We start from the raw sequence: 15251 nt of genomic DNA, 5'->3' as shown, positions 1-15251 counted from the left end.
GCTACGCTTTCGCAATGACGGAAACTTCTCCGGCCGCCGGAGCCGTACCTTTCGAGCAGGTTCCCGAGCGTCCCCGCCATCGCATGATCGACCGGGTCGCGGCAATCCTCGAGCTCGTCGCCCGCTCCGGTGCCGGTCTCACCCTCACGGCCGTGGCAAAGGCTCTCAACGCCCCAGTGAGTTCGGTGCATGGGCTGCTCAACGGTCTCGTCGCCGTCGGCTACCTCGACGAGCGCGACCGTATCTACACCCTCGGTACAGCGCCCTACCTGCTCAACGTCATCGCGGGACGCCCCCCGGTCACGTCGATAAGTCACGAACAGCTCCAGCAAGTGCACGCCGAGGCCGGACTGACCATCGCGCTGTCCACCTCGGTGGGCGACGACCTGTTCTACGTTGACCACGTCTCCTCTGAACCGGAGTACGCGTACCTGGCGGAGAACCGCCTGCGGCGCTCCCTGCTGCGCACGTCCGCGGGGTGGCTGCTACTGGCCGACCGCGAGCAGCGCGACATCTGGGCCTACCTCAACTCCCGCCCGGTGGCCGACGCCGACTACATCGAGCAGTTCCTCTACGCCCTCGAGGCACTACGGGCCACCGGCGTGTGTGCAGCCCCGGGCGTGGCTGTCGAACGCGGTGACGGCGTGTCGGTGGCTCTCCGGGAACGCGGCCGAACCATCGCCACACTCGGTGTGGTCGGCGTTCGCGAGACGATCATAGAGCGGCGCGACGAGCTCGCTAAGATCTGTCTCCGGCACGCCGAGGAGTGGGGCTTTCGCTGACCGCTAGGCGCGCGACTCCGTGCGAATGCCGAGTGCACGAACGTTCTCACACACGTAGGACGAACGCGATCTCTCGTGTCGACGCCCCTGATACTTGCCGGCGCGTTTGCCCGGTGGACCTCGGTGTGATGCGCGAGCGCCCACAGAGCGGCCGACAGCTCGAGAGCAGTGACTCCAACGGCTGGTGCTGGGGCTCCCCCAACAGGAGAGCTTCGTGCCACTGAGGTCGTTCCCGGTGCGGCGAAGAACGCGCGGGGCGAGGCGACCCGCAGGTTAGTCGAGCACATCGGGTTCGCTCATACCGAGGGCGATCTCACGACGTTGATGGCGGTGACCAGGGGCAGGATCGACGCTGATCAGACGCGTCTCGAGCTGGAGCCGGAGTCGCAGGCCCGCGCGGCGGGGATGCGGTGGTGCGCTCGCGCTCCAGCGAGGTCCTGTGGGCCGACCTGGCCGGGACGTACTAGGCGCTGGGGTTCGATGAGATCGGCGATGAGACATTCAAAGTCGCTAGTGTGCGCCCGGACTGATCGAGCCGAACAGCAAACTCGACACGACCGGGCGCTCGAAGACATCGGCGTCCAGGCACCCCCCGAAACACGATCAACGCCAACCTGCGGGGCTGTCGTTCATCGTCGCCTCCCGAACCTCCAAGGCCACCAGGGAACTCGAGGATCACTTCGGCCGCCGCGGTAACACTATCGCCGAAGGTGACACCGCGGAGCTGACCCGCTCGATGGGCCAGGGCCCTGACCGGCGCGACCGCAGGGTGGTGTGGCACTAAAAGTGGCAGCGCGCCAACGCGACCGGCGCACCACTAACGCGCAGATCGACCGCACCCAGTGCGTAGGCGACCGGGCAGAACCACTACGAAGGTAACGATCCGTCAAGGTCACCGGACAGAGCGTCATCCTGGATGAGGCATCAATCGAGCGGGCCCGCCAGTCCGCCGGCCACAAGGGCAAGGTCACCGACATCGAGCCGACCGCGATGGTCGGAAAGGCGGTCGTGGCCGCCTATCACACCCTGCGGAAAGTCGAGCAGTTCTTCCGCCTCGCCAAGTCCGAACTGAAGGCCTGACCGGTCTTCCACCGCACCCGCGAGTCGATCGAGGCGTACCCGACCATCGTGCTCGCCGCTCCAGCCATCGCCCGCCCGCGCCGCGCGGCCAACGCAGCAAAACACTACTGAAGCGTCCGTGTTTTACGTAGTTATGAATTATTCTCTTTAGTTGCGGACTTGAAGGCTGAAGCCTATGGTGTACACCACATCCCAAGCGAGACTTGGTCGCAGTCACACAGGTTCCAGGTCTCGCTCCCCTCCAGCTCGTTCGGTCCTCTAATCACCTCCGATCAGAGGGCTACAGCGAGCGGCAACCCTGCCCCATCTCAGCGTTCGAAAGGTCCAAATCGATGACCGCAATCCACGCTCCAAAGAACGACCTGGCACAGTCTGCAGAAACACCTACCTATGACGTCATCGTTGTCGGTGGTGGTTTCGGTGGCATCTATCAGCTACGCCATCTTCGGGACCGGGGATTCTCTGTGATCCTCCTTGAAGCCAGTGGCGGTTTCGGCGGGGCATGGAGCCTTAATCGCTATCCGGGAGCAAGGGTGGACAGCCACGCACCGGTATATCAGTTCACTGACGAATACCTCTGGAAGGATTGGGACTTCTCGCAGATGTACCCCGATCATGAGGAAATGCGTAGCTATTTCAATTATGTTGATTCCAAACTGGACCTGAGCAAGGACAGTCGATTCAACACTAAGGTCGTGGGCGCGACGTTCGACGAAGAGCAGCGGATGTGGAACCTCGAAACACAGGACGGAGCCACTTTCCGGGCAAGGTTTGTGGTGTTCGCTACAGGGTCGACCACGGAACCCTACACACCATCCATCCCAGATATGGATGCGTACCGAGGAGAACTGGTTCATACCGCCCGATGGCGTTCCGATCTGGACATGACGGGAAAGCGCGTCGCGATTATCGGAACCGGCGCAAGCGCTGTTCAGGTAGTGCAGGAAGCAGGCCCAGTAGTCGAAAACCTCACGGTTTTCCAGCGCACTCCGAATATTTCGTTGCCTATGCAACAGAAGTACTTGGATGATGAGGAACAAGCCGCCCTGAAGAACAAAATGCCCGATGTTGCCGCGAAATGTCGCGAAACCCACGCAGCGATCGACTACGACTTTGACCCCCGGAGCGGTGTCGAAACCCCAGAGGACGAGCGCAATGCTGTCTTTGAGCGCCTTTGGGATCAGGGCGGATTCGCATTCTGGCTGGGAAATTTCTCGGACTATCTATTCAATGACGAAACAAATGCGCTGACATATGAGTTCTGGAAGAACAAGATCAAGCCCCAGATCAAAGACCCAGTCAAAGCAGAGCTGCTGGTCCCAGAAATCGCCCCTCATCCCTTCGGAGCCAAGCGGCCGGCCCTCCATCAAAACTATTATGAGGTGATGAATCAGACGAACGTCTCTCTTGTCTCCACCAAAGAGACCCCGATCGTCGGATTCACCGAAACTGGGATTCGCACAGCCGACGGAGTCGAGCACGGCGAGTTCGACATTATCGTTCTCGCTACAGGCTTCAACAACAACACCGGCGCACTAACCTCGATCGACGTTCAGAACGCGAATGGCGTCACTTTACGTGACAAATGGAGCCAGGGCGTAGACGCGTACCTCGGAGCAGTCACAGCCGGGTTCCCGAACGCCATTTTCGTCTACGGCCCCCAGAGTCCTGCTGCATTTGCGAACGGGTCCACGAACGCCGAGCTTCAGGGCGAGGTCATGGTCGACTTTTTCGAATTTCTTCGGTCAAACGGACTCACCCGTTTCGAATCGACAGTTGAAGCGGACAAAGCTTGGACCGCGCACATCAACGAGACCGACGACACGGCGCTATTCAATCGGGCGAAGTCTTGGTATAACGGGGGCAACATTCCAGGCAAGAAAATGCAGATGCTGCAGTATCTAAACGGCGTGCCGACATACTTGCAGTTCTGGCAGAAGGAAAAGGAGTCCGGATATACCGATGGGCTGACCGTGTCATGACTTTTCATCACTTGGTCGCTATATCATGGACCCAGTCGATCGATGACTCGAATATATCGGCTTTCGCAATTGCGCTTGATCAGCTGTCCGCCGAATGTACAGAACTGCTACATGCCTACGCTCATGGAAGAGACATCAGTTCGCGCGACGTGAGCAGCGACTACGGGATTTCCGCTGCGTTTCATGATCCAACAGGCTACGCCGAGTACGACGTGCATCCTGCTCATATTCGCGCAAAGGAGCTGCTCTCCAAGTTCGCGGCGAAATACACCGTAGTGCAATTTGAGGCGTGACTAGCGCCTAGGTCTACCACCGAAAGGGCAGGCAATGAAGAACCATTCACTGCAGACAATATCCAGTGGGCATGGCTACCTCGAAGCACCACGCTGGCACGATGGTCGACTATGGGCCAGCGACTTTTTTGGCAAGCACGTCCTTCATTTCGAAGAGGACGGCAGCCACACTGCATTCGCGACGCTCGAAGAGTCACCGTCTGGGCTCGGTTTCCTACAGGATGGATCGGTCTTAGTGGTCCTCTTGGATCCGACGAAGAAGAAGGTTGTGCGAATCGCGTCCGACGGATCCGTCAGCGAGTACGCCGATATCGCGCATATCGCCCGCGGAATGGCAAACGACATGCTGGTATCGCCGTCCGGACATGCCTACATTGGTAACTTTGGCTTTGACCTCGGGGCTGAGGATCCGAAGGCAACAACTTTGGCCCACGTAACACCCGAGGGCAACGTAAGCAGAGTTGAAGGCGATGCGACATTCCCGAACGGAGCTGCTCTTAGTGCGGACGGTCGAACTTTGCTCCTCGCGGAGACTTTCGGTCACCGGATTGATGCTTTTGACGTAAACGCCGATGGTTCTTTGACTAATTTCCGAGTGTGGGCACAACTCGACGAGAGCATGCACCCTGACGGGATTGCACTGGACACCGAAGGTGGCGTCTGGTTCGGCAATGGCCTGACCAACGGTCCGGAGAGCGGCTTCTATCGCGTTGAGGAGAGCGGCGAGATCACCGATTCCGTTCTGGTGCCTGACGCCTGGGCTGTTGCGTGCACGTTCGGCGGATCAGACCTGGATGTGCTGTACATGTTTTGCAATGCGACCACTCTCGAGCAGTTCGGTGAAGGTAAGTCACAAGGCACCGTCCGCACCGCGCAGGTGAATCGACGTGGCGTCGCACAGTAGGCCGGCCTGATATCCCTAGATGTGGGCCGTCCGTACGGAGTTCGATCGGGCCCGAGACGGTCCGATCGGTACGGTGCCGAGCAGTCATCTAGTCATTCGCTTCAACTGTAGACGCTCCAGCGCTTTGCCCTTCGTTTGGCTGCGGCAGCGTATTGACCGTAATCGTCTTTCGCAAGCAACCTTGGAAGACAAGGTATATGACCACGTTAGAGAGGTTACATTATGCCCCCAGCCGGTGGCGCCGACCGCAGACAGTTTTATATTAACGGTCAGTGGCGAGAGGCTGTCGACCCAGAATTATTTACTATTGCAGAAGCAGCAACCGAGCGGCCGCTGGGCGTTGCCGCAATGGGTGGTCCTTCGGAGATTGGCGAAGCTGTTTTGGCCGCGCGGGCAGCACTCGACAACGGCCCCTGGGGGCGTTCCACCCCGCACGAACGGGCCGAGACTATGCGGCGGTTCGCCGATAGCCTCGAGCGCCGAGGAGAATCCACCGCGCGCTTGGTCAGTCAGCAGAATGGCATGATTTGGCCTTTATCGATTATCAGTAACGCTGCGGCCCCGGTAGCGATACTGCGTTCAATGGCTGAGCTCGCCGAGGCACGGACTTTTGAGACTCGCCGCCCCAGCAAGAAGGGGCACACCATTGTGCGGCAAGAGCCAGTCGGTGTTGTTGGTGCAATCGTTGCGTGGAACTATCCTCAGTTGCTGGCTATGGCCAAGATCGCTCCTGCTCTCGCCGCTGGGTGCACTGTCGTTTTGAAACCAGCCCCCGAAACTGCGCTTGACGCCTACGTGCTCGGGGAAGCAGCGGAAGATGCAGGTCTGCCGCCCGGAGTCCTCAACATTGTTGCTGGTGGCGTTCGCGCGGGCGAGGCCCTTGTGGCCCATCCGGGTGTGGACAAGATTGCATTTACCGGGTCAACGGCTGCAGGGCAGGCGATAGGCGAGGCGGCAGGCCGGTCCCTTAAGAGGGTATCGCTCGAGCTCGGTGGCAAGTCGGCGGCCGTTGTGCTCCCTGATGCGGACCTGGATGTCTTCGCTAGGAGCCTGGACGACGCTGTGTTCAAGAACGGGGGGCAGACATGCACCACAAACTCCCGTATCTTGGTTCCCCATGGTCGTTCCCAGGAAGTTCTAGATGTCCTGGCTGCCTATGTGGATGATCTGGCGATGGGGGACCCGCTTGACGACGCGGTCACTTTGGGCCCGATGGTGAGCGATCAACACCGAGAGCGAGTTAGAAACTATATCCGGCTTGGGGAGTCTGAGGGATTCCAGCTTGTCCGTGGCGGCGCCGAGCCGCCTGATGGCCTAACGCGAGGGTGGTTTGTTTCGCCTACTATTTTTGGAGGCGTGGACAATAACAGTCGACTGGCGCAGGAGGAGATATTCGGTCCTGTCATCTCCGTTATCCCGTACGAGTCCGAGGATGAGGCCGTTCGTATCGCAAATGACACCGTCTTCGGTTTGGGCGGGGTCGTCTTTACTGAGGATCACGAGCATGGCCTAGATATCGCGTCACGTATCAGGTCTGGCACAATGGGGATCAATTATTTTTCGATGGACATGGGCTCCCCCTTCGGTGGCGTGAAGCACAGCGGAATTGGGCGAGAATTCGGCCCTGAGGCGCTGGATTACTATCTTGAATACAGGTCCATCTATGTCTAGTCGCCTCGGAGCCTTCCGACCCCACTCCCTGTTCAATTGGATGCCTAGAGGCGTCATGATTTACCTTCCCCCTCGGCCGGCCCGACCCTTCAATACCCACCAGAATGAGCAGCCATGACCAACTCGACAGTCAACGCCCTTTCGGCCGACGCCTGGGACGCCTCTTCCAATTCAGCCGCGCTGCCTCCGCGGACTGGCGCGCTCACAGACATTCGCGTCGTCGACCTGTCGCGGGTGCTCGCCGGACCACTGTGCGGGCAGATGCTCGCTGACCACGGTGCGGACGTAACGAAAGTAGAGCCACCAGCCGGCGACGAAACCCGCGGTTGGGGCCCGCCGTTCGTCAGAGAAGACCACAGCACGTACTTCGACGGGCTCAACCGCAACAAGCGCAACATCAGCGTCGACCTACGAATCGAGGAAGGACAGCAACTCCTGCGCCGAATGCTCGCCGAGGCCGACGTCGTGATCGAGAATTTCAAGGCCGGGACGCTCGAGAGGTGGGGCCTGGGCGACGAAGTACTCGCCGCGGAGTTCCCGCGCCTCGTACACTGCCGGATCACCGGGTACGGTACCGACGGGCCGCTTGGTGGCGCGCCCGGGTACGACGCAGTGCTTCAGGCACTGTCCGGGCTGATGAGTATCAACGGCGAAGCTGACGGCGAGGCGATGCGGATCGGGATCCCGCTGGTGGATATCATCACCGGCCTCAATGCGATGAACGGCATCCTCATGGCGCTGCACGTGCGGCGCGAGACCGGGCGCGGGCAGCTTGTCGACCTCGCGCTGCTCGACAGCGCGGTGTCGATCCTGCACCCACACGCCGGCAAATGGTTCGCTACCGGCGTCGCGCCGGAACGCACCGGCGTCGCCCATCCCACCATCTGTCCTTACGAGACGTTCATCTGCAGTGACGGACCGTTCTTCATTGGTGCCGGCAACGACCGGCAGTTCCGGTCGCTCGCCAACGCGTTAGACGCGCCCGGGCTCGCCGAGGACCCACGGTTCACGACGAATACCGATCGTATGGCGAACGCAGTACAGCTGCGCAAGGTCCTCGGCGGACTCATCGGCGGTTGGCAGCGCGAGGCCCTGGCCGCCGCACTTCGACTGGCCGGTGTTCCCTCGGGGGCCGTGAACAACGTCGGGGAGGCACTCAACCTTCCGCAGGTGCGGCACCGAAAGATGGTGATCGAATGCGACGGGTACCGAGGCATCGGCGTACCAGTAAAGCTGTCCGAGTCCCCCGGTTCGGTGCGATTCGGCCCTCGCCACCGCGGCGCCGACACCGACGCTGTTCTCGCCGAGCTCGGATTTTCCGAGAACGAGGTTGCGTGTCTACGCGGCTCCGGGGTATTGCCGGAGTAGCGGGGCCGATTACTCGACGAGGGGAGCACCGCTGGCACCGTTCCCCAATGCGGGCCCTCACCGGCGAGCTCGCAAGGTCGGTGGGCTTCACTGACATGATCGCCGCCCGAACGGTCCTAGCGTCCTTGAAGTCTCCGATCACGACCCTCGCTTCGAGCTGACTCGTCCAGTGATTGCGGTTGAGGCATTCCTTCCGCAGTCGGTTGTATAAGGATTCGATGAGTCCGTTGTTCCACGGTGTCCCTGGCGAGATCTAACAGATACCGATCCGATCCCGGCAGAACTGTTGCAGCACAGTGGATACGAACTCCGGTCCGTTGTCCATCCGCAACACCAGCGGCGGTCCACCCCACAGCGCGAACGCCTTGTCCAACTCGATCCAAGCGAGCCATCGCACCGGCCTGGAAGTAAGCGATCATTGAAACCTTCGTCGCCCCGCACTGCCCATTCGTGGTCCCCGTCGAAGACACCGAGCAGCACCGCATGCGCGGGAGGCTCGAAGTAGCGGTCGGAGGCCGGTTCCAGCAGCACATGCTTCTCCTTGAGACGAACCTGCCCGAGCCCGTTGACTCGCAGAAGTCGCGCCGTCGGCCACCCCTCCCGCAGCGCCTCGGCGTCGTCGCGCAGTGCGGCGGGGCGGTCGAGGCCACCACGTGAAGCCGCGGCCAGTCGCGATCGAGTTCGATCATAGATTCACGCCCAATCTCGTAATGGTGTTTCACAATTGCTCAGACAACTCATGTTCGTACCGCGCGCTTTCGCCCATCAACTCTGAAGGCCCCGGAGAAGATGGTCTTATCCACAATGAAGAATGGCTATGTGACACTTACTTGACTGCAAGCTAAAGTGACACGACCCACCAACCCTGTATCATCATATTCGTTGCACCCCAACCTTTTTAATCGATACTCAAGGCTGTTACCCTTGGCCGTGGCACGGTTCCCGCCGATCAACTGATCTCGATTAGCGAAGTGGTTTGTCGAGTGCCTTTCCCAACAAAAACCCTCAAGGAGCACGCTATGCCGCTGTTGCATGTGACCCAGACCCCCGGCCAATCCGCCGAAGCGAAGCGCGAGCTATTGAAAAAGCTGACCGCTGCATACGTGGACGCGACAGGAGCGAAACCGGCAAGTGTCTGGGTGACGATCGAAGAAGTGTCGAAGGACGATTGGGCCATCGGCGGTGAGACTCTGACCGAACGAGCCTCGAAGCCGGCCTGACCGACGTTCGGCGAGCGACTCCGACTTCTCGTTCGGCCACCTCGGTCGCGCGAGAGGCCGGAACCCACCCTCCGTTCTCACTGAACGTCGGCGCCCCCGATCAACTGGACGTGGTGCCCTCCGCTCACCTGCTGAGCGTAGGGCACCACGCCGACTCGGCGGACTGCCACTGCGGCCTGGATCTAGGAGGAGAATTCGACCTGAACCGATGAGTAGGTCTCAGCCATCGCCGAGACGAACTCCTCGGCAAACCTCACGTGGTCGGGATGTGTCAGGTACGCGCGAAACTCGTCGATGCCATCAAATGTTGCGGAAACGGCGTAGTCGGCGTTGCCGTCCTTGATTCCGAGATCTCGGCCGTGCCGATACTGAACAATCTGCGGACGGCAGCCGAAGTCGGGACCAACAACTATAAGTCAGTCATCGTGACTGATTGACCCTCACACAAGGAGCAACTTTCATGGATGATCCCGTTCTCGTCCAGCGCGACGGTGTTATCGAGACCTGGACAATCAATCTGCCCGAAGAACGCAACCCGATCTCCGGTGAGGACGTGATCGACGCGCTCGTAGCGTGCGTGGCCGCTGTCAATGCCAGCCATGAGACCAGAGCAGTCATCGTGACGGGCGCCGGTTCCGCGTTCTCGGCCGGCGGTAACGTGAAGGACATGGCGGAAGGCCGCGGGCTCTTCGGAGGCAAGCCTCACCAGCAGCGCGAGGGCTATCGGAAGGGAATTCAACGTATACCTCGGGCGATGTACAACTGCGACGTCCCCCTGATTGCGGCGGTGAACGGCCCCGCAGTGGGCGCCGGCTGCGATCTCGCGCTCATGTGTGACATGCGGATCGCCTCCGACACAGCCTTCTTCGCAGAAAGCTTCGTCAAGCTGGGCATTATTCCCGGGGACGGTGGAGCGTGGTTGCTGCCACGCGCGATCGGCGCGGCCCGCGCTGCCGAGATGACGTTGACCGGGGACCGCGTCGACGCGGCGACTGCACTGGAATGGGGGCTGGTCTCCCGGGTCGTCGCCCCGGAGCAGCTGCTCGACGAGGCGCGCGGGCTGGCGGAGCGCGTAGCGGTCAATCCGCCGAACTCGGTGCGGATGGCAAAGAAGCTTTTGCGTGAATCCCAGCATCTGAGTCTCGATAGTTTGCTCGAGTTGTCCGCTGCCATGCAACCGCTGTCCCATCACACCGCCGACCACCGGGAGGCCGTCAGCGCGTTCTTGGAGAAGCGTCCGGGTTCCTTCATAGGTGAGTAGCACCTGCATCGCTCGAGGCTGGGTCGGTATCACCGGAGAATGACCGCCCAGCCGCCCGCGAGCTCAGTATGAGAACCACAAACGAGCAGGATCTATCGAGGTTGCCAGGCCGGCTCCCGTCTCCCAGAGCACCTCGTGTTTGAGTAGCGGTCCCGACTTGATGGGCGAGAAGTTGGCGGCGGCCGGGTCGCCGAAGGCCCGCCACACCCAGGCGCGGCACACCGTCATCGGCAGGTGCCGCCCGGGAACGGCAGCGGCCCAGACGTTCCGGACACCGCGCCGGCAACTGATCGGACATCGGGCCGAGGGCATGGGGATCGGCGCTGGCGGTCCTACTCCCCGATGAGGTGGTCCCGCTCTCTGTGTCAAAGCCGAACCTGTGGCTCCGGTTGTAGGGTGGAATTTGGTGGGTCAGGGAAGTGACTGGTCCGGTGTGCGGGGTGTCAGCCTGCCGCGCAGGGCGATAGAGCCGCCCCCAAGTGTCCTCCCGGGTCTGCCGCCAACTCTGTCGCCGAGTCGCGGAGAAGCTGCCGACAGGCGACGTCCGAGAGCCGCCTCTTCCAGCAGCGCAACGCTTCCCTGTGACTCTTTCCGGCGGCGCGTTTCAGTTGGGCAATAACGCGCGGCCGGGTGTGTCTCGACCGATCTGCGTAATAGCCATGGTGTGCAGGGCGCAGTTCGGTTGCCGGTCTCCGGCGCGGGAAAGACGGTGGCGCACGACGTCGCCGGAGAACGCCTCGATCGGGGGGGTGCCGGTGTAGCCGGCGAACGTGGCGGCGTGCCCACACAAGGGCTCGGACTCCCAGCTAAAGCTAAAGGGTCCGCCAGACCACCCCAGTTTGCCTCAAGAAGTAGCGAGCAAACGCAGATCGACAGGTTGTCCGTCTGAGGGGAACGGCAAGGACGTGAAGTTGAGTGGGGCGACGTAGTCGGCGTCGACGTGCCAGTCGAAGCGCAGGAGGAGGTGATGCATGATTGCTTTGATCTCGGCGCCGGCGAAGTGCATTCCGAGGCATTTGTGCACGCCACCACCGAAGGGCTCCCAGGCATATCGGTGCACCTTGTCTTCACGTCGATGCTCCGCGAAGCGTTCGGGATCGAAACGCTCGGGTTCGGGCCAGTACTGCGACATGTGGTGGGTGAAATGTGGCACTACCGCCGCGTAGGTTCCCGCAGGCACGAAGTGCCCTTGCACCTGGGTGTCGTGAACCGCTCGGCGCGCCATGACCGGCACCGGAGAGACGATCCGGAGGCATTCCTTCATGACCAGATCGAGGCTGTCCAGTCCGTCGAGATCGGCATAACTCGGCGCCGGGGTCCCCAACGCGAGCGACTCCGCCCGGCATCTGTCCTGCCACTGCGGGTGTTGACCCAGGTACTGCATCATCGTGGAGATGGTGATCGTGGAGGTGTCGTGCGCGGCCATCAGGAGGAAGATCATGTGATCGACCACCTCTTCGTCGCTGAAGCGTTGTCCTGCTTCGGATTCGATGTGACAGAGCACGGAGAACAGGTCGTCCGTTTCGTGTGATCGACGCGCCGGTAGGTATTGCCGGAAGAAGTCTTCCAGGACTCGGCGTCCGTCTAGTCCTCGCTTCCACCTGGTCCCCGGGACCGGATAGCGGACCACTGAGGTTGCCGCCTGCACGCAATCGACGAAAGCCTTTTTCACCGAGGAAATCTCGCTCTCGGTAGACCCTTCCGCGCCACCCATGAAAATGTCGGTGGCGAGATCGAGAGTGAGCGTCTTGAGCGCCGTGTAGGCGCGGAATCCGTCGGCGGGAGTCCAGGCGTCGAGCGCCGAATCGATCGCCGGGTTGAGAACGTCGACGGTATTCTCGAGGCGCGATCGGGTGAAGGCTTGCTGCATGATTCGACGGTGTCGTAGATGTTCTTCCGAATCGAGAAGCATGAGGCCACCGTGAAAGAAGGGGCCGATCAGCACCGACCAGCCGTCACCGTTGACGAATGCCCGATCTTTGTTCTGCAGCACTTCCTGGCATGCGTCGGGTCCGAGGACTGCGACCCAACGCCGACCGACCATCGAGAACCAGGAGACCTCGCCGTAACGGTCCCAGTTCTTTTGCATCAATGCGAGTGGATCTCGGATGTATTCGAGTACGTGCCCGACGCCGGGCAGCCCCGATCGCCCCGAGACCGGTTGCAACTGCGACTGTGCGGGTGGAACGGCCAGGATCTTGGACATGACGAACCTCAACTCCCGTCTCATCTGACAGCGCGTCCTGTCAGATGAGCGTAGTCTGCGACATCGAGATCACGTCTGTCAATATCGATCCATGACTCCCCCTACGCCCCGTCGATACGCTGGCCTGAGCGGCGACCAACGTGCAGCACTGCGCCGCGAGAGTCTGCTCGAGGCGGGATTGGACGTGTTTGCAGCCACAGGCAAGGGCGGCGCCACCATGACCGCCATCTGCGCGCACGCCAAGTTGACGGAGCGATACTTCTACGAAAGTTTCACCAGCAGAGACGAACTCCTACAGAAGATCCTGGACGGCATCGCCGACGAGGTCCGTCAGGCCGGACTGGATGCGCTTCGAGCGAGCACCGGGACGATCGAACAACGCGTACGAAATGCCATCGCGTCGTTCGTCACCATCCTCACCGAAGATCCACGCAAGGGACGTGTTGCGATGATCGAATCCGCCGCGTCCGAACCTCTGCGCACCCACCGACGCGCAGCACTGCGGGGCTTCGCTCAGATGGTGGCGGACGAAGCCACGCGCATGTACGGAGACCGAGCGTGGCCACCACATCAAGGTGAAATCAACGGACTGCTGTTTGTGGGCGGCTTGGCCGAGCTGGTCACCGCATGGTTGAACGACGAGATCTCCATCACGCCCGGCGAGATCGTCGATGCGGCAACATATCAATTCACCTCCACCGCACACCGATGAGGGGCGCGGCGCTTGGGCTCGTAATGTTGGCGACGGGACACGGGCGCGTTGTTCGAGATCGTCGATATGAAAGGCTCACGATCGGGTGGGTAGCCTAGGCCTTGGCGACAAGTTACCAGCACGACTCGGCAATCAGATCCGGATCGAAGAAGATTCCCGACTGGACTACGCCACCGATGGGTGACGGTACCCACATTGATGCCATGGGGGGCGGTTCGTCGGCCAGAGCGAACGACAGATTGCGCAATCCGGCTTTACCTATCGAGGCAGACGCCCTCGATGCACAGGAAGGTCAAGGTCCTGACGCTGCGACGAACTGCTGTACACGGGGCTACCCAACACTTGCACTATGCGGCATCGATCAGTGTGCAGGGCCAGCGCTTGGGGCGCACTCGCCGACGGAGGTGCCTTTTCACTCCTTCAGAACGACCGGACCGTAGGTGTCGGCGTATTCGAGCGCGAGTTCCAGCTTCAGCCTGTTCGGTCCGACGGGGCGGCCGAGCAACTCCTCGGCGCGCTGGATGCGGTAACGCACGGTGTTCTTATGCACGCCGAGCGCCCGAGCGGCCGCGTCCGGACTGCGGTTCACGGTCAGATAGCCGCGCAGCGTGCGGCGCAGCATTGCGGAGGCTGCATCGGTACCGCCTAGGCCGCGCAGTTCACGGGAAACCAGCGCCCTCGCCGCGTCGGGATGGCCGTCGAGCAGGTGGACAATTTCGACGTCCGCATAGCAAATGAGGCGAGTCTCGGCCGGTCGAGATTCCGAGATATATTGAGCAGCAATAGCTTCGGTGTGACTCTGCCGAAATCCCCGAATTCCCTTGCCCGGGTTACCAATCGCGATCCGGATCCCGTCCGGGATATCCGGACCGATGTCCAATGCGGTGAGATCCGGCTCGACTTCCGCCGCCAGCCATGCCCAGAGCCCTCGCGATCCGGACGGCACAGTAAGCATTTGCCGAGCCCCGATCGTGGCCGCAACCGCACGGGCGGCGGAGTCCAGAACGCCGATCCCGTCCTCGGCCTGATTCGACTGTGTGTCCTCGAGCCACAGCACAAGTGCGGTGTTATGCCCGAGCAAGGGGTAATTCAAACGATTCGAGGCTGCCACGGTATCGGCGATCTCGCCTCGGATGATCGCCTGCACCGTTTCTGCCTGCCGGGCGAACGCGCCGCTCAATCCCCGCTCTCGTTCCTCGCTGTAGGTATCCGCGAGTACCTCCAATGAGACGTTGAGCCAGTGATTCGCCCGCTCCAGTAGCCGAATCAGGACTTTCGGTTCCAATACCGGGTCGGCGATGCGCTCACTTGCTGTTTCCGCGGCGAATCTCAGCAGAGCTTTCTGGCCGACTCGGTAGATCTGCATCAATACCCTCAGATGCAGGCCCCGTCGGGCGATTGTGCGCGCGAGACCATGTGCCGCGGGTGGGAGGTCCACCTCTGCGGAGTCTCCGGTGAGCCAGACCAGCAGTGCGCGCCCTTGGTCACGGGTGCTGGCATCGAGGTCCCGTCGCAACTCTCGGTCCGCGGAAACCTCGGGAACCTCGGCCACTATCACGGCGTCGAACCTCGCGACGAGACCATCCAGGGTGCCGGGCACCAGCGCCTCCGCAGCGAACTCCCGGAGCCAGGCAAGCACCATGTCGTCAGCGGACACGTCGATACCTCCCTCTAATTGGACCCAGAGCACAAATGACGAGGGTCCAATTGGCTGATTTCGCTAAGAAACGTGCGGATTGGTTGTGCAATTCTAATAGGAAGTGTCGTGCATC

14 protein-coding genes and 2 pseudogenes are annotated in these 15251 nt (G+C 61.3%); 11 read left to right on the top strand and 5 right to left on the bottom strand.

Annotated elements, in window-relative coordinates; genetic code table 11:
• The first annotated feature begins 14 nt into the window (after window positions 1-14).
• The 7 genes and pseudogenes from QM806_RS13555 to QM806_RS13530 all read left to right on the top strand — a co-directional run bounded on the left by QM806_RS13555 (window position 15) and on the right by QM806_RS13530 (window position 8080).
• Window positions 15-782, top strand: a complete 768-nt coding sequence (locus QM806_RS13555; protein ID WP_043788657.1) for an IclR family transcriptional regulator — start codon at window positions 15-17, stop codon at window positions 780-782.
• A 610-nt stretch (window positions 783-1392) separates the two neighbouring features.
• A pseudogene (locus QM806_RS41675) lies at window positions 1393-1937 on the top strand (IS1634 family transposase); the annotation flags it as partial.
• Between the two features lie 257 nt (window positions 1938-2194).
• On the top strand, window positions 2195-3844 hold the full coding sequence (locus QM806_RS13550) for a flavin-containing monooxygenase (protein ID WP_054248005.1): 1650 nt from the start codon (window positions 2195-2197) through the stop codon (window positions 3842-3844).
• The gene (locus QM806_RS13545; RefSeq protein ID WP_054248004.1) at window positions 3841-4137 is read left to right on the top strand and encodes a Dabb family protein; all 297 of its coding nucleotides are present in this window, start codon (window positions 3841-3843) and stop codon (window positions 4135-4137) included. Before QM806_RS13550 ends, QM806_RS13545 begins: the two co-directional genes overlap by 4 nt.
• A gap of 34 nt (window positions 4138-4171) precedes the next feature.
• A complete protein-coding gene (locus tag QM806_RS13540; RefSeq protein WP_037207674.1) occupies window positions 4172-5041 on the top strand; it encodes an SMP-30/gluconolactonase/LRE family protein in 870 nt (289 codons plus the stop codon).
• A gap of 222 nt (window positions 5042-5263) precedes the next feature.
• Window positions 5264-6712: an aldehyde dehydrogenase gene (locus tag QM806_RS13535; protein WP_037207671.1), complete on the top strand. Its 1449-nt coding sequence runs from the start codon at window positions 5264-5266 to the stop codon at window positions 6710-6712.
• A gap of 114 nt (window positions 6713-6826) precedes the next feature.
• Window positions 6827-8080: a CaiB/BaiF CoA transferase family protein gene (locus QM806_RS13530; protein WP_133985598.1), complete on the top strand. Its 1254-nt coding sequence runs from the start codon at window positions 6827-6829 to the stop codon at window positions 8078-8080.
• 136 nt (window positions 8081-8216) lie between these two features.
• Here the strand turns inward: QM806_RS13530 and QM806_RS41670 are convergent.
• Window positions 8217-8333: pseudogene (locus QM806_RS41670) on the bottom strand (integrase core domain-containing protein); the annotation flags it as partial.
• A 230-nt stretch (window positions 8334-8563) separates the two neighbouring features.
• Between QM806_RS41670 and QM806_RS13525 the strand changes: the two are divergent.
• Window positions 8564-8737 (top strand): hypothetical protein, encoded by a 174-nt coding sequence (locus QM806_RS13525; protein ID WP_283291716.1) that lies wholly within the window; start codon window positions 8564-8566, stop codon window positions 8735-8737.
• Between the two features lie 362 nt (window positions 8738-9099).
• On the top strand, window positions 9100-9300 hold the full coding sequence (locus tag QM806_RS13520; RefSeq protein ID WP_005264727.1) for a tautomerase family protein: 201 nt from the start codon (window positions 9100-9102) through the stop codon (window positions 9298-9300).
• A gap of 182 nt (window positions 9301-9482) precedes the next feature.
• Here QM806_RS13520 and QM806_RS13515 read toward each other — a convergent pair whose 3' ends face one another.
• Window positions 9483-9644 (bottom strand): Dabb family protein, encoded by a 162-nt coding sequence (locus tag QM806_RS13515; protein WP_240482972.1) that lies wholly within the window; start codon window positions 9642-9644, stop codon window positions 9483-9485.
• A 116-nt stretch (window positions 9645-9760) separates the two neighbouring features.
• On the opposite strand from QM806_RS13515, the gene QM806_RS13510 reads away from it, so the two are divergent.
• On the top strand, window positions 9761-10561 hold the full coding sequence (locus tag QM806_RS13510) for a crotonase/enoyl-CoA hydratase family protein (RefSeq protein WP_133986767.1): 801 nt from the start codon (window positions 9761-9763) through the stop codon (window positions 10559-10561).
• A 604-nt stretch (window positions 10562-11165) separates the two neighbouring features.
• Here the strand turns inward: QM806_RS13510 and QM806_RS13505 are convergent.
• Window positions 11166-11351 (bottom strand): transposase, encoded by a 186-nt coding sequence (locus QM806_RS13505; RefSeq protein ID WP_283291712.1) that lies wholly within the window; start codon window positions 11349-11351, stop codon window positions 11166-11168.
• Between the two features lie 54 nt (window positions 11352-11405).
• The gene (locus tag QM806_RS13500; protein WP_005564470.1) at window positions 11406-12767 is read right to left on the bottom strand and encodes a cytochrome P450; all 1362 of its coding nucleotides are present in this window, start codon (window positions 12765-12767) and stop codon (window positions 11406-11408) included.
• Window positions 12768-12858: 91 nt separating this feature from the next.
• On the opposite strand from QM806_RS13500, the gene QM806_RS13495 reads away from it, so the two are divergent.
• Complete coding sequence (locus tag QM806_RS13495; protein WP_043788646.1) at window positions 12859-13479, top strand: TetR/AcrR family transcriptional regulator; 621 nt, start codon at window positions 12859-12861, stop codon at window positions 13477-13479.
• Window positions 13480-13891: 412 nt separating this feature from the next.
• On the opposite strand, the gene QM806_RS13490 is transcribed toward QM806_RS13495, so the two are convergent.
• Window positions 13892-15136, bottom strand: coding sequence for a PucR family transcriptional regulator (locus QM806_RS13490; protein ID WP_283291709.1), 1245 nt, complete (start codon window positions 15134-15136; stop codon window positions 13892-13894).
• Window positions 15137-15251 lie beyond the last annotated feature (115 nt).

It is taken from the genome of Rhodococcus sp. IEGM 1351, assembly GCF_030056875.1.
GTDB classification, from domain to species: Bacteria; Actinomycetota; Actinomycetes; order Mycobacteriales; family Mycobacteriaceae; genus Rhodococcus_F; species Rhodococcus_F opacus.
This window is presented reverse-complemented; position numbering and strand designations above follow the sequence as displayed.